Genomic DNA, 24,079 nt, shown 5'->3' with positions numbered 1-24,079 from the left:
CCGGGACCGCGGAGGTCCCGGCTTTTTTTCTGAAAAAATTGACTTTTTTTCATATCACTATATAATAACAAAAAGAGGAAACCAGGCAGGGAAAGGAGGAAACGATTTGATCGATTTGCATTGTCATATTTTGCCTGGCGTGGATGACGGCTCCGCCTCCCTCTCGGAGAGCTGCATGATGGCCCAAATGGCCGTGGAGAGCGGAATTACCGCCATAGCCGTCACCCCCCATTATAATATTCCCGGCGGTCTGGGGGAGGGGAGCCTGGCCTTTTTGGAGGAACAGCGGCTGGAGCTGGCCCGGGAGCTGGAGCGCCAGAACATCCCCCTGACCCTTTACGCCGGCATGGAGGTCTTTGTTACCTCCCGGACGCCCCGGCTGGTGCGCAAAAACCAGATCCATACCCTGGGCGGCAGCCGGTATCTGCTGGTGGAATTCGGTTTTAACGAGTCCTCCCGGTTCATTCAGCGGATGCTGGAGGACATCACCCAGGCGGGCTGCGTGCCGGTGGTGGCCCATCCGGAGCGCTATTACTGCGTCCAGGACGACTGGGACTGCCTGCGCCGGTGGACCGAGCAGGGCTGGCTCCTCCAGGTGAACAAGGGGAGCTTTTTCGGTATGTTCGGCCAGGCGGCCAGCCGGACCGCCCACTGGTGCCTGGATGAGGGCTGCGTCCATCTCATCGGCAGCGACGCCCACAGCCCCTACCGCCGCACCACCCGCCTGTCCGACGTGTGGGGCTATGTGGCCGAGTACGACTGCCCCGAGACGGCCGACCTGCTGCTGCGGGACAATCCCGCCCGGGTGCTGGCCGACGAGACCGTCCCGCCGCTGCTGGCCCAATTTTAAGATGTAGAAGGAGATTATATGAAGGTATTCCGTATTCTGGTGCTGGTTCTGCTCCTCCTGGTGTCGCTGGGGCTGGGTCTCTCCACCCTCTATCACCTCTGGAACGACGACAAGACCATCCCGGTCATCGAGTGTCCGGAAGAGGCGCTGGTTTTGTCGGTGGGGGAGAACAGCACCGAAAAACTGCTGGAGGGCGTCACCGCCTGGGACGATAAGGACGGCGATCTCACCGAACAGCTCTTTATCCAGGGGATGTCCGGCTCCATCCAGGGCAATGAGACCACCATCACCTATGCCGTGGTGGACAGCGACGACCACGTGGCCACCGCCAGCCGGGTGGTGCGGTACAGCGACTATACCCCGCCCCGCTTTTCCCTCAACAGCGAGCTGCGCTATTCGGTGGGCAACCTCATCCGGGTCAAGGATCGGCTCACCGCCTATGACGTGGTGGACGGGGACATCAGTGACCGCATCAAGGTGGCCAACAACTCCACCATGGTGGCGGGCGTGGAGGGCACCTATCCCATGACCTTTGAGGTCACCAACAGCCTGGGGGATACCGCATCCATCACCCTGGACGTGGTGGTGCGCAACTATGCGGTGGGTGAGCCCGTTATTTACCTGAGCCAATATCTCATTTACCGTACCGCCGATCAGCCCTTTAGTCCCATGTCCTACCTGGAGTCGGTTTCCGGCGGAAATGTGGAGGACGTGGTGGTGAGCTATCCTGACGGCGCCTTTACCCAGGGCGTGCAGCGGGTGCTCTATACCTGCGCCGGTCTGGGCGGCGTCCAGGGCTCCGCCACCCTCTATGTGGTGACCGAATAAGGAGGAAGCATGGAAGAACAGCGTATCTTTGAATGGGCGGGCCTCAATCCGCTCTGTCTGCTCCAGCGGCTGGGGCGGGATTTCCTGCTCATCCTGGCCGCCGGACTCATCGCCGCCATGGCGGCCCTCATCGGGATTCAAAATCTCTACCAGCCCCAGTATACCGCCAGCGCCACCCTGGCTGTCAGCGTCAAAAGCAGCAGCTACTCCTCGGTGATCTCCAACCTGAATATGTCCTCCGAGATCGCCGATACCTTTACCCAGCTCTTCGAGAGCAATATGTTCGGCGCTATCGCCGCCAACCAGCTGGGGGTGTCCAGCCTGCCGGGCACCCTCACCGCCAGCGTACTGCCCGACACCAACCTGCTGGTGCTCCAGGTGACGGCCGACGACCCGGAGGACGCTTTCCGCACCCTCAAGATTATGCTGGAAAATTATGATACCGTCTCCGAGCATGTGTTCCAAAACATTGTCCTCCGGGAGCTGGACAGCCCCTCGGTCCCTCAAAGCCCCTCCAATCCGGTGAATGAGAGTAAAATCCTCAAAATGGCCTTTCTGGCCGGCGCGGCAGTGATGGTGGGAATCCTGCTTCTGGTGGCGGTGGGAAGCGACACCGTCCAGACCACCTCCGGCCTGCGCCGCAAGGTGGACGCCCATCTGTTCGCCACCATCCACCACGAGGAGAAAAACAAGACCCTGCGCACCAAGCTCAAACGGGCCAACAAGGGCCTTCTGGTGACCATGCCGGTGGCCAGCTTCCACTTTACCGAGGAGATCTACAAGCTGGGCACCAAAGTGGCCTACGCCGCCAGCGAGGGCCGGCGAAAGGTCTTTCTGGTGACCAGTGTGGCGGAAAACGAGGGAAAATCCACCGTGGCGGCCAATATCGCCATTTCTTTGGCGGAACGGAAGAAAAAAGTGCTTTTGATCGACGGCGATCTGCACAAACCCGCCCAGTATAAGCTCTTTGGCCACACTCCCAAGCAGGAGCTCAGCCGCATCATACAGGGCGAGGCGCCCGTGGCGGCGGAGTATCTGGCGTCCTGGGATCTCTACGCCATGTTCGGCACCCAAGAGGACTGCGACGCCGCCGGTCTCCTGGACGGCGACGGGATGGAAAAGGTGCTGGACTGGGCCAGAAAAGAGATGGATTACATCATCATCGACGCGGCGCCCGCCGGTCTGTTCGCCGAGGTGGAGCAGCTGACCGACCTGGCCGACGCCACCCTTCTGGTGGTGCGTCAGGACGGCGTGTCCGCCCGCCACATCAACGACACGGTGGACCGGCTCAACCAGGGCAAGGCCAAGCTCCTGGGCTGCATTTTCAACGACGTGCGCAGCCTGCCCTTCTCCAACGACCATTACAGCTACGGCTATGAGGGCTACGGCTATGGCTACGGAAAGGGTTACGGCTACGGCACGGACAGCCGTTCCACCGAGCGGCAAGCGGAGGATACCAATGGAAGAAGTTAAAAAAGACCGGAGGGAACCGGAAAAAATCGACCTGATCCAGCTGCTCCAGGAGTTCGGCAAGGCGCTGCGCCGGATGTTCTGGGCGCCTGTGCTGCTGGCGGTGCTGCTGGCGGCCGGCTGGGGCACCCGGACCTGGCTGAGCTATACCCCCCAATACGCCTCTGAGGCCACCTTTACCATCGAGACCATTTCGGACAGCCTGTCCGACATCAGCGGCAGCAGCAATTATTATGACAAAGCCACCGCCGAACAGCTGGCCAAAACCTTTCCTTACCTGATCCAGTCGGATCTGATGCGCTCCATGCTCCAGCAGGAGATGGGAGTGAGCTACCTGGGAGGGAGCATCACCGCCCAGGCGGTGCCCAACACCAATATTTTCTCTATTCGGGTCACCAGCACCAGCGCGCAGGAGGCCTACGACATCCTCAACACGGTCATTGAGGTCTATCCCCAGCTGGCCGACTACGTCATCGGCACCACCGAGATGAATATGCTGACCCCGCCCAGCCTGGCCACCGAGCCGTACAACGCCCTGTCCCTGCGGGGAAGCATCGTAAAAGGCGCTGCGGCCGGCGCGTTTCTGGGTCTGCTGCTGGTGCTGGCCTATGCCGCCACCCGGCGGGCGGTTCGTACCAGCGAGGACGTCCGCCGCCGCTTGAACCAGACCTGTCTGGCCACGCTGCCCCGGGTCCGCTTCAAACGGAGAGAAAAAGCCATTGACAAGACGGTCAGCATCCAAAATCAGCTGGTGTCCAGCGCCTTTCAGGAGAGCGTGCGCAGTCTGCGCATCAAATTCCTGCGTACCGCCGCCCAGCGGAAGAGCCAGGTGGTCATGGTCACCAGCACCATGCCCGGCGAGGGCAAGACCACCGTGGCGGTCAATCTGGCCCTGAGCCTGGCCCAGAACGGGTCGCGGGTGATTTTGGTGGATATGGACCTGCGCAAGCCGTCGGTGAAAAAGGCCCTGGGCGTGACCGAGGCCTCCAAGGGGATGCCGGAGCTGCTGGAGGGGAAGGGAGAGCAGGTCAAGGACTACCTCACCCCCCTGAAGGACGTGGAGCACCTGTGTCTGCTGGCCGGCGACGTCCCCGCCGCCAACGCCAGACGACAGATCGAGTCCCAGCGGCTGGAGAAGGTGTTCAACGCCCTGCGAAGCGAGGCGGATTATATCATTTTGGATACGCCGCCCTGCGGTCTGGTGGGGGACAGCGCCATAGTGGCCAGAAAGGCGGACGTCTCGCTGTATGTGCTGCGGTCCGGCGGCGCACAGGTGTCCCATATTCTGGACAGCCTGCAATTTTTGGGCGCCAGCGGCTGCCCTATGATGGGCTGCGTGCTCAACGGGGTGCAGGAGGCCTGGTCGGGCTACGGCTACGGCCAGGGCTACGGCTACGGCAGCCGGTACGGTAAGTACAGCTATCGGAGAAAGAAAGAAGAAAGCTGAATCCAGCGCCGGGACCGGTGGTTTTCTTGCCGGGACCGGCGCTTTTTGTCAAGAAAGGAGCAGAAATGAAAAAAGTACCCTGGCTTTGGATCATTGCCGCGGCGGCCTGGCTGGGCTTTATCTGGTGGCATTCCCTGCAGCCTGCGTCGGTGTCCTCCCAGCAGAGCGGCGCGGTGCTGGAGGAACTGACGGCTCTGTTTTCCGCCCTCCACCTGCCGGACGTGCTGGATATGCACCTGGTGCGCAAGCTGGCCCACGGGATCGAATATGCCGTGCTGGGTCTGCTGCTGGCCGGCGCCTGCGGCGGCTGGAAGGCCGTCTGGCCGGCGCGGCTGTGGGGCGCCCTCTCCGGCTGCCTGGCGGCGGCGGTGATCGACGAGACCATCCAGCTCTTCGTGGAGGGCCGGTCCGGCCAGATCTCTGATCTGTGGGTGGACCTGGCCGGCGCGCTTTTGGGTATCGCGGCGGCGATGGCGGTCATCGGCCTGCGGAAAAAACACAGATAGCGTCCCGTTTTTTGTACAGAAAGCTATGACAATCTGTTTGCTGAAAAAGATTTTCAGATAATCTGCCAAAATGCTTGACGGCAGGCCGAGTGGTTGCTATACTCATGTAATCCGAACCGGCAGGAAGCCTCTTCCAAGCGGTTCGGATGGTTTGGGAAAGAAAGCGAGGAACGGTAGTGAAAAAGAACGGATTTGTGTGCAAAGCAGCCGCCGGCGTGCTGGCTGCCCTGATGCTGACCCAGAGCGCCTCCCTGACGGCCTTTGCCGCCGCGTATACGGAAATCCCCGCCGTGCAGGCGGAGGTCCGGGTGGAGCCGGTGCTCCAAAACGGTACCGCCATCATCCCTGAAAACGCCGACCTGGCCACCGTGAAGGAGGCCCTGTGCGAGGCTCTGGTGGTCAACGCCGACCAGGTGGACGCCCAGAGCCTGGAGTGGGAGTACAAGTGCGAGGGTGAGCTCTCCACCGGTCTGGTCTGGGGCAACGAGTCCTGGGGTTCCATCAGGGGCTTTACCAGCACGAAAAAGGTCATGTTTGTGACGGCTACCTACAACCACCCCTCCCTGGGGGACAACGGCGAGGACAGCTATCCGGTCCGCCTGGCCGGTACGGACACCGAAGTTACCCTGAAGCGGGTCTACAAGCTGGACTCCTCCTACACCCTGAAGGATGATCCCTACGAGGTGGGTATGGTCTACGCCGCCGACGGCAGCTACGACTATACCGCCACCGCCGCCGCTCTCTATGAGGCCGTGGTGGCCTCCACCGAGCCCGCCCTCACTGCCGACGACGTGAAGGTGGAGTTCAGCAAGAGCGGCATTTCCTATCAGCCCCTGGACGAAAAGAACATGGGCGTCTCCTTCGGCACCGGCGACTGGAAAATTAGGCTCTCCTGGGCGGGCGACGACCAGTACAAGGGCTGGTCCGTCACCGTGGACGTGACCACTACCGACAGCCGCGCCGCCAGCGGTGTGGTTCTCAAGGAGGGAGCGTCCTTTACCTACGACATGGACGCCGGGGTTATGGAGCAGGCCATCTTTGACAGCGTCATCGACTGGGAGAACTCCAACCTGCCCGCCAAGGAGACCCTTACCCCCGACAACTTCGTCATGGAGTACTACGGCGAGGCCGTCCTCTTTGACGGCGGCGTCGATTCCGGCATTTGGGACTGGGCCCCCGTGGAGGGCAAGCGCTACGACCTGGGCAGCCTGAACCTGGGCGCCTATCCCCAGATGGGCGCGGGTGAGCAGCAGATCCGCGTCAAATTCAACGGCAACGCCGACTACCGCCCCAGCGAGAGCGCGGAGGGCGCCGTCACCGTGGAGAAGGCCAAGGTCAGCGTCAAGGTCCACTCCACCAACCTCTATGTGAATGAGACCCTGCCCGCCGACTTCATCACCACCGACCCGGCCGATACCTTCGACGTGTACACCATCTACGCCGGCGTCACCAGCAACGTGACCACCGCGCTCTATCTGGACCTGCCCGACCGCTACACCGACAGCGCCTTCCTCAAGCTGCTGGACCCGGTGGTGGAGGCCATTTACGGAAAGAGCTTTCGCCAGATGCTCAACGACGGCATGACCGTGGGCGAGCTGCGGGCCCTTTTGAGCACCCAGGAGCTGCTGGACCTGCTGGATAAGCTGAACATCGACACCGGTACCTTCGGCCAGGTCCTGACCGTCATCAACAACCTGCCCTCCGTTATGGACAGCGTGAGCGTCTCCTTCGGCGTGCCCACCAACCGGGCCGGGCTCTACACCGTGGCGGCGGTCACCGACAACCAGAACTATGAGACCGGCGTGGGCATGGGCTTCCTGCTGGTCAAGATGCGCCTGTCCGGCGCTCAGCTCACCTGGAACCAGGAGATCGAGGGCGGCAAGCTTACCGCCGCGGAGGCCCAGAGCTTCGATTTCGGCGTCACTCTGAGCTATAACGGCGACCCCAGCGTGGACCAAAGCAGCGTCCACTACCTCTACTCCGGCCTGACCAGCAAATGGCGGGTCTACTCCAGCACCACCACGCCGCCCACCGAGCCCGGCAGCTATGTGGTGACCGTGGTTACCCTGGGCGGCAACTACCTGCCCGCCCCCATCACCCGGTCCTTCCAGATTACCAAGTAATCTGCCGAGGGACGGCGGACGTTTCTTAAAAAAAGAGTTTGAGTTACAGAAGTTATACAAAAAGCGCAACTACTTTTCCAAATAAACCCTTGACAACGTAGAAATATCCAATTCAGCTGAAATGTGGTTGGATAATTCTTGAATTCAAGCGCAAGACATGATATACTATCCTAAAATAGCGATTTGCACGGACGGCGTTTCTTCTCTCCGCGTGAGGAAAACGCTTCTCGCGCAAGAGAAAAACCCCACATCACAAACGAAGAAGAGGAGGAATCGTGATGAGAACTGTCATGAAAAAGGGCGCCGCGCGCGTGCTCTCTCTGCTCCTCTGCCTGACAATGCTCCTGGGCATGGTCCCGGCCAGCATGGCGGCGGCAGAGGATACAGGCAGCAGCGGCGACACCCAGGCCCGGATCGTCCATCTGGACATGGGGCGGAAGTATTTCACCCCTGACTGGATCATGGACCTGATCGACAAGATGGCCCTGTATGGTTACAACCAGCTGGAACTGGACTTCGGCAACAGTGGGGCCGGTCAGCTCCGGTTCAAGCTGGACAACATGGACGTCACCTATAATGCCACGGTAACCGAAATGATGCCCGTGCAGCAGGAGACGCTGGAGGAGCCCGCCGACGCCGAGCAGCCCACTGACGCCATCGAGCAGCCTGCTGATACCACCGAGCAGCCCACCGACGCCACCGAGCAGCCCGCTGACGCCACTGAGCAGCCCACCGACGCCACCGAGCAGCCCGCTGACGCCACTGAGCAGCCCACCGACGCCACCGAGCAGCCCGCTGACGCCACTGAGCAGCCCACCGACGAGGTGAAGGCTCTGGTGGAAGAGGTCGCGCTCCAGAACGAGACCGTCGGCGTGACCGGCAGCGATGTGATGGAGTTTGAGGCCCGGAACATCACGGTGGAAAAGACTGTCAACCTGGACAGCGCCTTTGAGGAAGGCAAGTACCTCACCGAGACTGAGATGGCCGATATTATCGCGCATGCCAACCAGAACGGCATCGAGATCGTCCCCCTGCTGAACAGCCCCGGCCACTTCGGCGCGGTGCTGGCCGGCGTGAAGGATGCGGAGACCGGCGAGACCGTTGATTTCCGTTATGCCGGCAGCAACAGCTCCCTGGACATCACCAATCCCGACGCCACCGCCTTCGGCCTCGCCGTGGTGGAGAAGTACGCCAAGTGGTTCCATGACCGGGGCTGCACCACCTTCAACATCGGCGCCGACGAGTTCGCCAACGATTATGGCATGGGGTTTGCAAAGTTGACTCCCAGCGAGTGGACCAACTTCGACACGTACATCACCGATCTGTACAACATGCTGACGGACATCGGTTACGACACCGTCCGCATGTTCAACGACAGCGTGAACTACGGCTCTCACACCAGTGAAATCCCCAGCGGCATTGAGGTCTGCTACTGGTCCTGCGGCTGGTCGGGCTACGACCTGGCCGCCGCCCGTGACCTGGCTGACGCCGGTTACTCCCTCATCAACACCAACAGCACCTATTACTATGTGCTGCGGGAGCCCAATAATCGCAACTCGATCCCTGCGGAAAATGATATCCTTGCCAATTTTACCAACGAGAGCTTTATTGCGAACTATGGCACGGACACCGTAACCGGAGCGGCCGGCTCCATGTTCTGCATCTGGTGCGACTATCCCGACGGTACCACCCAGGAGCAGGTCATGAATGAGATTTCGGCCCCTCTGGCGGCTATGGCCTACCAGATGCAGGGCGGCGAAACCGGCACCGGCCTGACCTATGAACTCTTTAAGGAGTACGGCATCAACGCCGAGGTTGACCTGGGCTACACCTCCGAGCAGAATGTGTCTGTGAAGGAGGGCGCTTCCACCGAGGTCAAGGTGCCCAATGTGGATCTGAGCGGCACCTATACGGCGGACGATCCCGACGTGGCCTCCGTCAGCGTGCAGTACTACAACCAGGAGGCCGGTACCAGCTATACCTTTGCGCCTGTCGGCAGCATTTCCCGCGACGGGCAGTACGTCATCAAGAGCAAGGGCTACTACCTGACGCTGAACAACGGCAGCCTGGGCGCCACCACCAACGTGGAGGAGGCCGCTTTGTGGACGGCTGGCAGCAGCGGCGGCGGTTATCTGTATTCCAACGGCTACTATCTGCGGTATAATGACGGTCTGACTACTACTACCAGTTCCCGTAATGCCACCAGTTGGAGCTTTGATGGATCGAAAGGACTTCACTATGCAGAGCAAGTGTGGTGGTGGACGACTAACTACTACATCACCTGCTCCAACGGCCGCTGGACGGCTTCCACTGATGGCTCCAACCAGGTGGGTACGCGGAACACCGAGTCCACCGCGGCCCGGGACGAGAGCGTCATCACCTTTAACGGCCTGAGCGCGGGTGAGACCTCCGTCATCATCGGCGATGTGAAGTACAACATCACCGTCACCAGAGAGCTGAACGCCGAGCCCCTCACCGTGGAGTACTGGATCACCAACGCGGGGGTCAACGGCAGCAGCACCGACAGCCAGTCCATCCAGATCGAGGCGGAGGCCGTCTACGGTGAGAACGGTGTGGACCTCTCCACCCTGGTGGACCAGACCGGCATGTGGGGTGAGCAGCAGGTGGTGCTGTGGAAGACCACTGTTCTGGACTACAACAACCATCAGAGCGGTGATTCCGGCGACGACGAGACCGCCGACGGCGACGACTTCACCCTGATCCGCTACTGGGACGACAGCTGGCAGTATTACTACAACAACAGCTGGCAGACCATCAATACCAGCGGTTATTATGGCGATCAGGTGGTGGCCTACTACCTGCAGGTGACCGACGTCACCACCGAGGTGACCACCCTCACCAAGGACTGGGGCTATTCCACCGACAGCACTACGCCTGATACCTCCAGTGGGCAGGGCCAGGTGGCCCTGGCCTTCGCGGTGGTCTACCCCGACGGCACCCTGAGCCCCGCCACCGAGGATCTGATCTACGACAAGGCCACCATCTTCAACTACTGGGGGGGCCGTAACTTCGGTATCATCTCGGTGCAGAACAACTCCGACTATAACGTCAGCAAGATCACCGTCACAGACGGTAAGCGTACCCAGAATACTCGGAGAAATGTGTGGTATCCCGACGACACCATCACTTGGGAGAAGAAGCAGCTGGACAGCGGTTCTTACTGGTATGACGAGGCCGTGGCCTGGGAGAAGAGCCAGGGCGGCGTGCCCACCGTGTACGGCAACGGCTATGAGTGGACCGCCAAGAACCAGGCGACCCTGATCCTCATCTATCTGGAGCCCACCCAGAGCGAGGACAACCTGACCGTCAACTATGAAGTGGAAGACAGCGGAACGCCCTTCTACAGCTTCGACGTCAAGGTCACCAACACCACCGGCCAGGAGGAAAAGACCTTCCTGAACAGCCTGGTCAATGGCGGCCATCCCGTGAATGTCGGTTCTATCACCCTGGATGACGCCGCCTATGTGGTGAACAGCTCCGGGGTTCAGCAGAAATTCAACAAGGACCTGACCACGGTGCCCGCGCTGGTGAATACCATCTACGGCAGCGGCCTCTTTACCTACACCGGGGCCAGCATCTCTGCCGACGGCAAGACTTTGACCCTGACTTACAGGAAGAATGCCGCCAGCCAGTATCAGTATGTGGTGGACTTCGGCCTGCCTGTGACGGTGCCTCTGACCGAGCTGGGCATCAATCCCCAGGGCGTTACTTCGGTCCGCGGAACCGCGTCTTACGGCGCCATTAGCGGGACCAATCAAGCCATCACCTATACGCCCAATTCGATCCTGAAAACCACGGCCACCGCTCAGCTTACCATCACCTTCGGCGATGGACAGCAGCAGCGCGTCGCAGTGGACTTTGTCCCCGCCTCCACCGTGTACTATGAGGCCGAGGATTTTGTGAGCACCAAGGGGGCCTGGAGCGAGGCCGGCACCTCCGGCAGCAGAACGCAGGCGGCCACCAAGCTGGGTGCGGAGACCAACAACTACGGCTATGACGCTGCCTACGATAACAACGCCAATGGCTGGAGCAACGGGAATGCCGACAAGGTGACCGTCAGCGCCGCAACCTTCAACAGCAACAGCGCATGGCCCACCGCCAGCTTCAGCTTCACCGGCACCGGTGTGGATATCATCAGCCAGACCGACGTCAAGGCCGGCGCCATCCTGGTGGATGTGAAGGACGGCTCCAATAAGCCCGTCAAGCAGTACATTGTCAACAACTACTACGGCTATACTTACAGCCAAGAGACTGGCTGGACGGTTTCCGGCACCAACGGCAACGGCATCGACAGCATCTATCAGGTGCCCGTCATCGCCGTCCGGGGTCTGAACCACGGCAACTACAACGTCACCATCACCGTGGCCTATGATAGCCTCTTTGATGTGGCAAACAAGGGCAGCTTCGACTTCTACCTGGACGCCATCCGGGTGTACAACACGCTGGAGAACAGCAGTGTATATGCGACGGACGGCGAGGCCAATCCCATCTTTGTACCGGTCCATGAGCGGGTGACCGGGTTTGGCACTACTGGCACCCTGGTGGACGGTCTGCTGAACGCGACTTTGGATCAGTTCAAGGTGGTCGGCCCCAACAACGAGGTCTACCTGGCGCCCGGCCAGAGCGTGACGCTGGAGTTTAAGGACGCGGACAAGGCCGGCAAGGGCCAGATCGCCGCCCGTATCATCAGCGGCGCCGGTCCGGCTAAGTTGGACATTGGTGGACAGACTGTTACGGTCAAGAGCACCGTGGATATGTACTACGAGCTCAGTAACAATGTGAACAGTAAGGTAAAAATTACCAACGTCAGCTCTGCCACGATTGCGCTGACCATGTTCAAGTTCTTCGATGTGAAACAGTGAGAAAGGGGGACTGCATCATGAAGAAAACATATTGCAAGCCCCAGGTGGCGTTCGAGAACTTCGAGCTGTGCGCCAACATCGCCGCCGGCTGCGCGTTCCCGACCAACCACTGGAGACATACCTGCGCTTATACCATCGCCGGCGGCTTTAAGGTGTTCGTACAGGATGCCAACGCGTGCGTCTACAAGTGGCAGGACGGTGCGTCCGGCATCTGCTACCATGTGCCCATCGACAGCCGTACGATTTTCACCTCGTAATCTGCCATAGCACACACAGGAAAGCCCTGCCCCCCTGCGGGGCGGGGCTTTCTTTTGCCAAAATGGAGAGGAGGGACGGATTTGGAACGGGGATACATGTTCGGCGGGGTGGGGGTGACCCTCCGCGCCTCGGCGGATATGAGCGAAAAGGCGGAATTGGCCCCCTTTGCCGCCCCGCCGGTGGACGGTTTTACGGTCAGCTGCGATTTTTCCGAAGATTTGGCTTGTCCGGACCAACCGCCTCTCTACACAGCGCCCTACGAGACCCTGTGGCGGTGGGAGCCGGGAATGGAGGCCGGGCTGCACCGCTGCCAGCGTGACCGGCAGGGTCCGCCGTGGCCTTACTGCCTGTGGAGGCGGCGGGGGAAAGAGATTTTCATGACCTGGCGGCCGGAGTACCGGGACACGCTGTCCGCTTTTCAGATTCTGGAACGGGTGGATTTGTTCCATCTGCTGCTGCTGGAGGGCGGACTGGTGCTCCACGGGTCGTACATCGTCCACAACGGGGCGGGCATCGTCTTTTCCGCCCCCTGCGGGACAGGCAAGTCCACCCAGGCGGCCCTGTGGGAACAATTCCGGGGCGCGGAGGTGGTCAACGGGGACCGCTGTTTGCTCCGGCCCACGGCGGCGGGGGTGGCGGTCCACGGCATTTGTTACAGCGGCACCTCTCACATCTCGAAAAACGTCAGTGCGCCCCTCAAGGCGCTGGTCCTGCTGGGACAGGCGCCGGAAAACCGCATCCGTCCGGTGCGGGGGCTGGAGGCCTTCCGGTTTTTGCTGGGGCAGTGCGCCTACCGCACCTGGGATAAGTGGGACGTGGCCGGCGTGACGGAAATTTTATCCCGCGTGTTGTCCGGCGTACCGGTGTTCCGGCTGGATTGCCGGCCGGACGAGGGCGCGGTGGAGACATTGGAGAATCTGTTATGAGCGAGAATACAAAGCAGCCGGGCCGGGAGGTGGAGCCTCTCTGGTCCAGCTATATCCATGACAAAGGCAGCCGGCTGGGGCTGCCGGTGAGCGGCAGCTTTGAGCTGACCCCCCGGTGTAATTTTGACTGCAAGATGTGCTACGTCCACCAGACCCCCGAGCAGATCGCCGCATCCGGCCGGAAGGAGCTGACCGCCGGCCAGTGGCTGGACATCGCCCGCCAGGCCAAGGACGCCGGCATGGTCTTTTTGCTCCTCACCGGCGGGGAGCCGCTGGTGTACCCGGACTTTCCCCGGCTGCTCCATGAGCTGAAGAAAATGGGGCTGCTGGTGTCCATCAACTCCAACGGCTCTCTGCTCCGGGGCGAGATGCTGGAGTTTTTGAAACAAGACCCGCCGCTGCGCTTTAATATCACCCTCTACGGCGGCAGCGACGCCACCTATGAGCGGCTGTGCGGCCGGCCCATGTTCCAGCAAGTGGTGGACAACATCAAGGCCCTGCGGGCGGCGGGCATTCCGGTGCGTCTCAACGCCTCCATTACCCCCTACAACAAGGATGACATCCCGGCGATTTACCAGGTCAGCCGGGAGCTGGGGGTTTATGTGAAATCCACGACTTACATGTTCCCGCCGGTGCGCATCAACGGCGGCCACGCCGGCGAGGCGGAGCACCGTTTTTCGGCGGAGGACGCGGCCTATTATGAGATCGCCTGCCGGGAGGAGACCATGACGGCCCAGGAGCTGCGGGAGGCCGTGGCCAACGGCGGGCTTCCGCCGGACGGGCTGGAATGTACCGGCGGCGCGGAAGGGGAGCCTCTTTTCTGCCGGGCGGGGCGCAGCTCCTTCTGGATGACCTGGGACGGCCGTATGGTGCCCTGCGGCATGATGACCACCCAGGGCGTCTCCGTGGTGGAGGAGGGTTTTCAAAAAGCCTGGGAGACCATCCGGGCGGAGACGGCGGCCATCCGTTTGCCCAAGGAGTGTACGGGCTGTCCCATGCACCAGCAGTGCGCCTCCTGCGCGGCCTCCTGCGCCGCGGAGACCGGCGCCTATGACAAAAAGCCGGAGTATCTTTGCACCATGACCAAGTCCATGATCCACCAGATGTGGCGGAAGTACGGACCGGAGGAGAGGTAAAATGGAAATCAAAGCGGAACTGGTCCTGCGGGAGATCGCGGGAGATTACGCCCTCATTCCTGTGGGGGAGTCGGTGCTGGCGCACAACGGCCTCTTTTCGTTGAGCGAGACCGGGGCCCGCATCTGGGAGCTGCTGCCCCAGGCGGAGACGGCGGAGGAGATCGTGGACACGCTGGCCCAGGAGTACGACGCCCCCCGGGAGACCATCCAGGCCGACGTAGCGGAATTTTTGGATCAGCTGCGGGCATTAAATGTGATTGCCTGACGAAAATAGCCGCCCTTTTACCGGCGGCAGACAGAATACCGCCCCCTGTCCTCCCGGCGCGGGAGAACGGGGGGCGGCGGTTTTTTAGTAGGAGAGGCTGTCCAGAATCTGCTGCAGTACTGCGTCGCAGGATGTGCGGGTTTCCTGGGGATAGGTCAGATAGACCTGATAAAAGAAGCCGCCGGTGGTGATCAATTTGTTGTAATAGATATTGCCATTGCCATAATACCCACTTACAACAAAGAAAGAATCGGTATAATAGTGATAGGTGACGTTTTCCCCTGCCATCCAGATGTCATACTGATCCTCATAAAACGAATCGTCAAAGGCAAATTGGGTGGCTTCCATCACGCTGAACGACATATCGAGGGAGGCGTTATAAAAGCTGTAATTGTGAAGGCCCAAGGCGGCGGCTTCATTTTCCAGGATCACAAATCCGTCCGGAACGGTAAAGGAGACGCCCATAATGCCACGGAAGATCTCACCTTCTGCCGGCGCAGCCGTACCGCTGCCGGCCGGCGTCCCCTCCGCCTCCTGGCCGATGATGTGTCCGTCGGCGTCGTACCGGTAGGTGTAGGAAGTGGAGTCCCCGGTATCGGAATATAGACGGGAGTAGCCGGTGCAGCGGTTTTGATCGTCGTAAAAATAGGTAATGCTTACGTTGGCGCCACTGGTCATAGAAGAATCGCCATAAGTGCGCACAGAGGCCTGTTGAGGTTTTTCGTCTGTATAGATCAGTGTGATCTCCCGGCTGTACGTCCCATCCTCGTACGAAAGGGAGGACATCTGTCCGGAGGCGTCATACATCGCCGAAAGGCTGATACTGTCTCCCCCCGAATTGGGACCGTAAAAGAGGAAAAGGTCGCAGCCGGACAGGATGCCGTCTGCCGTATAGGTATAGCTGGTGCTGGTGGAAAAAGGAGATTGGGAAAACTCCTGGCCGGTCAGCAGGCCGTCCTCAAAGGTGAACATTCGCTTGGTGATGTCTCCCGAGGCGCCGGAAATGCGCTCCTGCATAGGCCGGAAGGCGTCATCCAGCATACTGCGGTAGGTCGTCTCTCCCATGTCGATGGAAAGACCATGGTCCGAGTAAGAGAACACCCAGTCGTCCTCCACGCTGCTGCAGCTCAGAAGAGACACACGGCCTGCTTCATCGTAAAAGAGGGACATGGCATCGCTGACGGCGTAGGACTCCTTCAGGGCAATGGTTTGGCAGCAGCCACTTTCGTCGTAGGCAAGGACAAGACACCCCTCCCCCATTTGGCCGGAAAAACGCATCTCGGAGACCAAACCGTTTTCATCCCGCTCATATTGAAAAAGGGAGAGCTTCTGGCTGAACACATCTTCTTCCAGGGAAAAATAGACGTAGTCCGGGAGAAGGGAGTAGAAGGGCGATAGGTCGGAGTCCAATACGAGATGGGAGGTAATGCGTCCATGGTCATCCAAAAGGAAGCAGATGTAGGTGGAGGTAATTTCGCTTAAGTCAGCCAGGATACGGTCCTGGTAAAAAGTATATCGCAGCCCGCTGAGGCTGTCAGGCCCCTGATGAATCAGCAGATACCAGAGCCATGGAGAGGGCTGGCCGTACAGGGTAACCGTTTCCAGCCGACTGTCTCCGGTCTGCCGGTAGCCGTCCTGGATCAGCTGCCAAGCGGTTTCCAGATCCCCCAGATTTACAGCTGACTGGGCTTGCTGCAAGACCAATGTCACAGCATCACCGGACGGATCAGAGGAGAACGGCGGGGAAACCGTGGAATCTGCGGTTTCTTCTGAAGCGCGGCCCAGAAAAAATACCGCAGCAATGATACCGGCGCTCAAAACCAGCGCTGTGAGGATAACAGGGAGAATCCACCGTTTTGGTTTGGAAGGGGGCTGGCCGGTGGACGCAGGAGCGGGTTCGGAAGGCGGAGGAGCGGATGACCGCTCTGCCCGTGCCCCGCAGATCGGACAAAAATTCGCATCGTCCTTTAATTTTATACCGCATCGAATACAATACATAGCATATCCTCCCTTATCCCCAAAATAGAATGTATCAAAAATCCATAACCATTTGGCTGGACTGGGCCTCGGACAGCTGGGTGACCTGGCCGTCCATCACCCGGTAGACCCGCTGGCAGAGATTGAGTACGCTGGGGCGGTGGGTGGTGACGATACAGGTTTTGTTGGGCCGCTGGCGGATGATGTTGCGCAGCACCTGCCGCTCGGTGGTCACGTCCAGGGCGGAGGTGGCCTCGTCCAGCAGCAGGACCGGGGCGTCCTTGAGGAGGGCCCGGGCGATGGCCAGGCGTTGGGCCTGGCCCTCCGAAAGGCCCCGACCCCGTTCGCCCAGGCGGCTGTATAGTCCCTCCGGCATCAGGGAGACAAACTCCCAGGCACAGGAGAGTTTCAGGACTTCCTCCAGCTCCTCGTCGGTGGCGTCCTCCCGCACCATGCGCAGGTTTTCCGCCACCGTGCCCGAAAGGAGGGTGTTTCCCTGGGGTACATAGGAGAAGAGGTGCCGGGTCTCGGCATTCATCTCCACCTCGAAGCCCTGGTGGGCTTTCAAATACACCCGGCCCTGCTGCGGGCGGACCAGGCCCAGCATGAGGCGGATCATGGTGGTCTTACCCTCGCCGGAGGGGCCCACCAGGGCCACGATCTCTCCCGGCCGGGCGATGAAGTCCGACTGCCGGATCACCGGTCCCTGACCGTAGGAAAAGGTCAGCCCGGACATACACACCTGAAAGCCGTCCACCGCCAAGGGGTCCAGCTGACTGCTGGCGGAGATGTGGGGCTCCGGCTCCAGCTGGGTCAGCTCCCGGATGCGCCGGGCCGACACCGCGCTGGACAAAAAGGAGGGCACCACCTCCACCAGACTGCTGAAGGTAGCCGAGAGGCTGGCGCTCTGGGAGATAAAAAGGGTCATGGTGCCGTAGACGATCTGACCCGACCAGAGGAGATAGAGGCAGTAGCCAAAGACGGCCATCTGTACCCCCAAGCCCAAAAGGGAAAGGAGCGCCTCGGTCTGAATGGTAAAAAGGTTATACTCCAAGCTGAGCCGCTTGAATTTATTTTGCCAGCGCCGCAGCCGGATGCCATAGCGCTTCATCAGGCCAAAGCTCTTGATGGTGTCCAGATTGTAAAAGGTCTCCGACTCAAAGGTCATAAGAGTGCTGTTCATTTCCTTGACGGCCTCGTTATGGGTGCGCATCCGCCTGAGCAGAAAGCGGGAGGAGAGGAGCAGCACCGGCGCGCTGGCCAGGGCCAGAAAGCCCATGGTCACGTCATAGTGGAGGATGACGCAGAAGGTGGCCAGGAAGGTATAGAAGGCAATGAGCAGATTGGGCAGCCAGCTGACGGCGTTGGAGGCCACGGTACTCACATCGCTGTTGAAGCGGTTGAGGACGTCGCCGTTGGCGTAGCGGCTGAGAGACAGCCAGTCGGCATCCAGCACCGTTTCAAAGACAGCGGCCTGGATGTCGTTGTTGACCACCAGGCTGATTTTGGTGGACACCCGGGAGATGATGCTGCGCAAAGCCAGACTGAACAGAGCGGAACCGATCATCAGTACCAGCATCAAGGCCAGTCTGGAGGTTTGATAGCCGGTGATAATGTCGATGGTATACTTGCTGGCCACCGCAGACACCAGCCCCAAAGAGGAACTGAGCACGCCCAAAATTACGTAAAGAAGCACCGCCCATTTATAGCGCTTCGTATAGTGGAAGATCCACCGCCAGTCCTCCAGCAATTCTCCAAAGGTGCCTGTCTGGATGCGCTCCAGCAGGGCGCCCAGTGCGGCGGAGCCCAGCACGGTCCTTTTTTTATGCCTGTGTTTCATGGGCGCGCCCTCCTTTCCAGAGCCGGAACGCCAACGCATAGACGCGCCGCAGGACGGGACGAAGGGGGAGCAAATTCAGCCAGGGACCGGCAAAGAAATCCCACCAGAAATCCCCCGGGCCGATCCACGTTCCCTTGCGGCACACCTGCACCACCAGGCCGAACACCTGCTCCGGTGCGATGGGGCCCTCCAGCAGGATCTGCTCGTCTCCCACCAGATAGTAGCAGCCGTTTTCATCCACCCGGCAAACCCGGTGCATGACGTAAGCGCCGTTTTTTCGGCGGAAAAAGGCCATGTCGCCCCGCCTGAGGGGACGGTCAGGCCGGCAAAAGCGGATCTGGTCCCGACCGTGGACCAGAAAGGGGGTCATACTGTGGCCGGTAATGGTAAGGGCCACGGTGTGGCCCTGGTCGATGAGTTCGATGAGGACGGGCAGAAAGGTCTGGTTGTCCACGATCCTGGGGGAATGGTCCATAAACGCCTCCGAAAATAAATTGCCCAACAAGCGTCAGGTTTCCTCTATAATTTAGCAATCTTTCGTACAAATGTCAACCGTTGTCAAGAGGAGCGGTGGACAGGCGGGGGCCTTCGTGGTACAATAAATTCCAAACGGAATGGCGGGGAGGGAAGAGCATGGAAGCATATCAGCTCCAACTGTTGGAGGGAATAAAGGGGGCGCTGACCGGGCAGCCCTGTCCGGTGACGTTGGAGCGTCCGGAGGATTGGCAGGCGTTATGGCGGCTGGCGGGAGAGCAGAAGGTGATTCCCCTGGCCATGGACGCCCTGGCGCCGGCGCTGCGGCAGCGGGACCCGGAAATGCTTTCCCGGCTGCGGGGCGTGGTGTTCCAGACGGTAAGCGCCCAGGTGCGCAAAACCAAGGCCTTTCAGACGGTATACCGCCGGTTGGAGGAGGCAAATGTACATCCGCTGGTGGTCAAGGGACTTATTTGCCGGGCGCTGTACCCCAAACCGGATCTGCGGGTGTCCGCCGACGAGGACCTGCTCCTCCCGCCGGAGGAGATGCCCAGAGCCCTTCAGGTGCTGGAGCAGTGCGGGCTCACCATCGGAAAGGCAGATGAGGAGCAGGTGGTCTCCTGCTTCAGCCGGGAGACGGGACTTTATCTGGAGCTCCACCGTACCCTGTTTTCCGCCGCTTCGGCCGCCTACGGCGGCTGGAACCGCTACTTTGACGCCAGCGCCCAACGGGCCGTGAAAGTAACGGCGGAGGGGATGGAATACCGAACCCTCTGCCACCAGGACCATTTGCTCTACCTGATTCTCCACAGCTTGAAGCATTTTCTCCACTCCGGGTTCGGGGTGCGGCAGGTGTGCGACATCTGCCTTTTTACCATGGCCCACGGGGAGGCGCTGTGCTGGCCGGAGCTGATAGCCGCCCTGGAGGAGACCCGGGCGGACCTTTTTACCGCCAATCTTCTGGAGATCGGCCGGAACTATCTGGGTCTCGGCCCCTATCCCCAGGGCGCGGCGGACTGGATGGCGGGCTTTGACGGTACGCTGGACTGCCAGCCTTTGCTGGAGGATCTGCTGGACGGCGGTATTTACGGCGGCAGCACCGAACAGCGCAAGCACAGCAGCCTGATGACCCTCCACGCCGTGGAGGAGGGGGAGGGGTCCCATCGCTCCTCCCGGCTGCTCCATACCGTCTTTCCCAGCGCCAGAGAGCTGCAAGGCGCCTATCCCTATCTGCGGGAAAATCCATGGCTGCTGCCGGCCGCCTGGGTACAGCGCATCGCCCGCTACACCGCCGAGAACAGGGGACAGCCCGGCGCCTCTCAGGAGAGCGTGGAAATCGGCGAGCGGCGCGTGGAACTTTTGAAAAAATATCGGGTTATTGGATGAAAAAAATACGGTTTGTATTACCATTGCTCTTTCTTTTGCTGGCGGTCCGGGGATCCTGGGAGGTGTGGCGCTCTTACCACAATCCCGTGGTCAACCGGTTCACCGTGGCTCTGGACGGTGTGACGTCGCCGGTCCGGCTGGCGGTGCTGTCCGACCTCCACGATATGACGTACGGAGAGGCAAACAGCCAGCTCACCGACCTGGTGGCCGGTGCGGCCCCCGACCTCATTTTACTGGACGGAGATATGCTCAACGGCTATTCAGACGGCAGCGGGCGGGTCTGCGCTCTGGTGGAGGAGCTGTCCGCTGTGGCGCCGGTGTACTACGCCTGGGGCAATCATGAGCTGATGTATCTGGAGGCTGGGACCTCCGCGCTGCGGGCCGAGTTGGAAGCGGCGGGGGCCGTGGTGTTGGAAAAGGAATATGTAGATCTGACGGTGGGAGAGACCCATGTCCGGCTGGGTGGACTCTATGAATATGCCTTTGCCCTGGATGCAAAAAACAGCTGCGACCCGGACCGCATGGACCCGGCGGTCTACGGCTTTCTGACGGAGTTTCAGGACACAGACGCCTGTAAGATCCTGTTGTCCCACCGGCCGGACAGTTTTATCTTCGGCGCGGCGTCGGTGACCTGGGATGTGGACCTGGTTATCAGCGGCCACAACCACGGGGGCCAGGTGGTGCTTCCCTTCCTGGGCGGACTGTACGGCGGCGACCAGGGCTTTTTTCCCCAATATATCCATGGAATTTACAAAAAGGATACTATCACTCTGGCGATAACAAGCGGTTTAGGAACACAGCTGGAGCGGCTGCCCCGGTTCCGCAATCCGCCGGAGGTAATGATACTGGAGCTGTGCGCGCAGGCGGACAGTCCGGCGACAGGAGGCACATGACCATGCCGAAGCTGGTCCATCTTACATCCATGCCCAAAGCAGAGGAGGCCAAGCGGGCGCTGGCTGAGACGGCCAACCGCCTGTTTCGGGAAAAGGGCTTTGAAAACGTGGGAATACGGGAGATCGTGGGGGAACTGGGACTGACCACCGGCTCCTTTTACTATCACTTCAAAAGCAAGGCGGATATCCTCAATTACCGTGCCCGGGAAAAGGAGCTCTGGCTTTCCCAGGAGGTGCCCGGTATGCTGGCTGGGCTGCGGCCCAGAGAGAAGATCATCCGGCTGCTGGGCGGTTATCTCTGCGACGTCATCGAGGAGGATGGCTGGGCCCTGAGTGAGGACCGCATGTTTGCCAAAAACTACAAAAAGCGGGAGAGCGATGAGCTGATGGACCTGCTGTGCACCTTTGTGGAGGAGGCCATGGCCGCCGCCCGGTGCAAGCCGGAACGTACGGCGGAGGAGCTGGCCAAGGACCTTATGCTGGTGACCCGGGGGGTGGAGTACGACTGGTGCATCCATCGCGCCAGCTACGATCTCCACACCAAGGTAGCGGAAATGGTGTCCATGGTTCTCACGGCCAACGGCCTTTGAGAAAAGCGCGGAGCAGCGGATTGTGATTTGTTTGACAAACATTTGAAAAACTGAAAAATCAAAGAGAAAGCGGCCTGCCTGTTTGAGAAAAATGCTCAAAACAGGCAGGCTGTACTTTTTTCTGCACGAAGTTCACCAATTTTCACGGGCGGCTCATTTTTACTTGACCACTATAAAATAACATGATATCTTATGTACATAAAATAACATGTTATTTTCCCGGAAGATTTGTGTGAAAAGGAGAGGAACAGTCGTGAAGGAAAAAAACAACCATGCGGTACGATTTTTTGCCCTATCACTGGCGATCTTGCTTGTCTGCACCGTGTTTATTTGGGGGTTCCAGAGCAACTGGGGACAGGTGTCCATCCAGCGCCTCTATCTCACCGGACAAGACGGCAGCACCATCAGCACCTTGATCTACATCCCCGATAACGCCACGGATGAGACCCCCGCCCCGGTGGCGGTCATCATGCACGGCCGCTCCAACCACGCCCACTCCAACGACACCTGGAGCATGGAGCTGGCCCGGCGCGGCTATGTGGTCCTGTCTCCCGACCTGCAGGGCGGCGGCGAATCGGACCCCTCGGTGGACCGCGCCAGCCAGGCGGTTACCGTGACCCGCTATGCCAACAGCCTGTCCTATGTGATCCCCGACCAGGTCAACCTCATCGGCTATTCCGCCGGTACCGAGACCTGCCTCCGTGTCTACGACGCGGAACCAGACATCATTCACAGCGTATGTGAGGTGTTTGGCCCCTTCATGGTGCAGATGGGCGGCGGCTTTGAGCAAGTCAACGCCAATTTCAGCATCATCAAATCCACCGCTGACCAGTACGACTACTTTATGATCGGCGATCCCGCCGCCTGTACCGACGCCGTCAGTGAGATGGCCGGCCTGGGCGTGGACATTGAGCCCGGCCAGGATTATGACCGGAACGGCTATCTCTTCCGCTACTCCGAGATTGACGAAACCCTCCATCAGACCGGCAACATCAGCGGCGCCACCATCGAGGAGATCATCTCCTTCGTGCAGGCCGTCAATGAGAGCCCCATCGACATCCCGGCCAACGAGACCCAGTGGGTGCCCCAGCAGCTCTTCTCCGGCATCGCCTGCGTGGACATGATGTTCCTCCTGGCCGCACTCATCAACCTGCTGATGCAGAACGGCTTCTTTGCCTCCGCCGCCAATGCCGTGCCCCAGAAGAAGCCCCAGAAGGGCGCCAAGGCCTGGGTGCTGGATGTGCTCTTCAGCATTGTCATTCCCGCGCTGATCTTTGTCTATGTCTCCGCCTATGTGATGCTGTGGACTGGTGCGGGCACCCCCATTTCCAAGGTCCTGACCTCCACCAACCTCAACGGTATCATGGGCTGGCTGCTGTGTCTGGCCGCCATCGGCGTGGTGCGGATGGTGTTCCGGGCCCGCAAGGCCAAAGCCGCCGGTACGACGCTGACCCTGGCCGATTATGCGCTGGGCGGCCCCGGCGAGACCAAGATTGACTGGACCAAGCCGGCCAAGGGCCTGCTGATCGGTCTCATCTGCGTGGTGTTCCTCTTCAGCTGGCTGTGGGCCGCCGAGGGCTTCCTGGGCATCAACTACCAGGTGTGGAACCTGTCCACCTATCTGAAGATCAGCCCCATGCGCATCGTGCGGGCCATTCCCTACATCCTCATCATCTTTACCGTCATGTTCCTGGGCAATATGGGGCAGCGTGTGCTCCCCTCCACCGGCAATGCGCGGAAGGATATGTGGATTGCCGTGGCGGTCAACACCGTGATGACTGCCGCCGCCCTGGCCATTCTGCTCATCATCCAGTATGGCGGCAGCATGATTATCGGCACCGGCGAGACCCTCATTCCCCAGATCGACATCTACGGCACCGGCCAGAACACCAGCTGCGGCGCCTTGGACTTTGCCTTTGGCTACTGCTACATGATGGGCGGCACCACCGGCGTGGTGACCTACCTCTACCGCAAATACGGCAACATCTGGATTGGCACCATTCCGGCCGCCATCTTCTGCGGCCTGGTGACGCTGTCCGGCTTTACCCTGGTGGCCTGATTCGTTTCTTTCGGTTCCTTTCAGCAAAACCGGCTCTCCCTTTTGGAGAGCCGGTCAGTCTGTCGAAAAAGTGGAACGTGTTGCAGGAAACGTCAAAATGCCTGCATGGATGCGGGCGACCACAAGGGTCGCCCCTACAAGACGGGAGGGGATCGCACTCCCCCGCCG

General features: G+C 60.2%; 18 protein-coding genes and 1 pseudogene. 15 read left to right on the top strand and 4 right to left on the bottom strand.

Annotated features, from left to right (window positions below; all coding sequences use genetic code 11):
- The first annotated feature begins 106 nt into the window (after positions 1-106).
- From H7U37_RS05515 to H7U37_RS05465, 11 genes are all read left to right on the top strand, one after another.
- Positions 107-850, top strand: a complete 744-nt coding sequence (locus H7U37_RS05515) for a tyrosine-protein phosphatase (protein WP_204874265.1) — start codon at positions 107-109, stop codon at positions 848-850.
- A gap of 18 nt (positions 851-868) precedes the next feature.
- Positions 869-1,678, top strand: a complete 810-nt coding sequence (locus H7U37_RS05510) for a DUF5011/hyalin repeat domain-containing protein (protein ID WP_204874264.1) — start codon at positions 869-871, stop codon at positions 1,676-1,678.
- 9 nt (positions 1,679-1,687) lie between these two features.
- Entirely contained in the window at positions 1,688-3,151 is a 1,464-nt protein-coding gene (locus H7U37_RS05505) for a tyrosine-protein kinase domain-containing protein (RefSeq protein ID WP_204874263.1), read from the top strand.
- A complete protein-coding gene (locus H7U37_RS05500) occupies positions 3,138-4,595 on the top strand; it encodes a tyrosine-protein kinase domain-containing protein (protein ID WP_204874262.1) in 1,458 nt (485 codons plus the stop codon). Before H7U37_RS05505 ends, H7U37_RS05500 begins: the two co-directional genes overlap by 14 nt.
- A gap of 65 nt (positions 4,596-4,660) precedes the next feature.
- On the top strand, positions 4,661-5,101 hold the full coding sequence (locus H7U37_RS05495; RefSeq protein WP_204874260.1) for a VanZ family protein: 441 nt from the start codon (positions 4,661-4,663) through the stop codon (positions 5,099-5,101).
- A gap of 176 nt (positions 5,102-5,277) precedes the next feature.
- Positions 5,278-7,224 carry a hypothetical protein gene (locus tag H7U37_RS05490; protein WP_338049785.1) on the top strand — a complete coding sequence of 649 codons (1,947 nt, stop codon included), beginning with the start codon at positions 5,278-5,280 and terminating at the stop codon, positions 7,222-7,224.
- A 278-nt stretch (positions 7,225-7,502) separates the two neighbouring features.
- A complete protein-coding gene (locus tag H7U37_RS05485) occupies positions 7,503-12,107 on the top strand; it encodes a family 20 glycosylhydrolase (RefSeq protein ID WP_204874258.1) in 4,605 nt (1,534 codons plus the stop codon).
- A gap of 17 nt (positions 12,108-12,124) precedes the next feature.
- Positions 12,125-12,364: a hypothetical protein gene (locus H7U37_RS05480; protein ID WP_204874256.1), complete on the top strand. Its 240-nt coding sequence runs from the start codon at positions 12,125-12,127 to the stop codon at positions 12,362-12,364.
- 81 nt (positions 12,365-12,445) lie between these two features.
- Entirely contained in the window at positions 12,446-13,291 is an 846-nt protein-coding gene (locus H7U37_RS05475) for a hypothetical protein (protein WP_204874255.1), read from the top strand.
- Positions 13,288-14,427: a radical SAM protein gene (locus tag H7U37_RS05470; RefSeq protein WP_204874254.1), complete on the top strand. Its 1,140-nt coding sequence runs from the start codon at positions 13,288-13,290 to the stop codon at positions 14,425-14,427. The genes H7U37_RS05475 and H7U37_RS05470 overlap by 4 nt, the downstream gene beginning before the upstream one ends.
- A 1-nt stretch (position 14,428) precedes the next feature.
- Positions 14,429-14,692 (top strand): PqqD family protein, encoded by a 264-nt coding sequence (locus H7U37_RS05465; RefSeq protein ID WP_204874253.1) that lies wholly within the window; start codon positions 14,429-14,431, stop codon positions 14,690-14,692.
- A gap of 84 nt (positions 14,693-14,776) precedes the next feature.
- On the opposite strand, the gene H7U37_RS05460 is transcribed toward H7U37_RS05465, so the two are convergent.
- The 4 genes and pseudogenes from H7U37_RS05460 to H7U37_RS05450 all read right to left on the bottom strand — a co-directional run bounded on the left by H7U37_RS05460 (position 14,777) and on the right by H7U37_RS05450 (position 18,984).
- On the bottom strand, positions 14,777-16,396 hold the full coding sequence (locus H7U37_RS05460) for a hypothetical protein (protein ID WP_243413603.1): 1,620 nt from the start codon (positions 16,394-16,396) through the stop codon (positions 14,777-14,779).
- 231 nt (positions 16,397-16,627) lie between these two features.
- Positions 16,628-16,690, bottom strand: a pseudogene (locus H7U37_RS16440) (zinc-ribbon domain-containing protein); the annotation flags it as partial.
- Between the two features lie 34 nt (positions 16,691-16,724).
- The gene (locus H7U37_RS05455) at positions 16,725-18,509 is read right to left on the bottom strand and encodes an ABC transporter ATP-binding protein (protein WP_204874251.1); all 1,785 of its coding nucleotides are present in this window, start codon (positions 18,507-18,509) and stop codon (positions 16,725-16,727) included.
- The gene (locus tag H7U37_RS05450; RefSeq protein ID WP_204874250.1) at positions 18,493-18,984 is read right to left on the bottom strand and encodes a S24/S26 family peptidase; all 492 of its coding nucleotides are present in this window, start codon (positions 18,982-18,984) and stop codon (positions 18,493-18,495) included. Before H7U37_RS05450 ends, H7U37_RS05455 begins: the two co-directional genes overlap by 17 nt.
- 158 nt (positions 18,985-19,142) lie before the next feature.
- On the opposite strand from H7U37_RS05450, the gene H7U37_RS05445 reads away from it, so the two are divergent.
- The 4 genes from H7U37_RS05445 (at position 19,143) to H7U37_RS05430 (ending at position 23,911) form a co-directional block, all read left to right on the top strand.
- Positions 19,143-20,369: a nucleotidyltransferase domain-containing protein gene (locus tag H7U37_RS05445; RefSeq protein ID WP_204874249.1), complete on the top strand. Its 1,227-nt coding sequence runs from the start codon at positions 19,143-19,145 to the stop codon at positions 20,367-20,369.
- Positions 20,370-20,392: 23 nt separating this feature from the next.
- Complete coding sequence (locus H7U37_RS05440) at positions 20,393-21,262, top strand: metallophosphoesterase (RefSeq protein WP_243414247.1); 870 nt, start codon at positions 20,393-20,395, stop codon at positions 21,260-21,262.
- 2 nt (positions 21,263-21,264) lie between these two features.
- Positions 21,265-21,852 carry a TetR/AcrR family transcriptional regulator gene (locus H7U37_RS05435; protein WP_204874245.1) on the top strand — a complete coding sequence of 196 codons (588 nt, stop codon included), beginning with the start codon at positions 21,265-21,267 and terminating at the stop codon, positions 21,850-21,852.
- Positions 21,853-22,105: 253 nt separating this feature from the next.
- Complete coding sequence (locus H7U37_RS05430) at positions 22,106-23,911, top strand: alpha/beta fold hydrolase (protein WP_204874243.1); 1,806 nt, start codon at positions 22,106-22,108, stop codon at positions 23,909-23,911.
- Positions 23,912-24,079 lie beyond the last annotated feature (168 nt).

Source organism: Pseudoflavonifractor phocaeensis (assembly GCF_016901735.1).
In the GTDB taxonomy this organism is placed as follows: domain Bacteria; phylum Bacillota; class Clostridia; order Oscillospirales; family Oscillospiraceae; genus Pseudoflavonifractor_A.
Note: the sequence above shows the minus strand (reverse complement) of the source record. Positions and strands in the feature narration are given on the sequence as shown.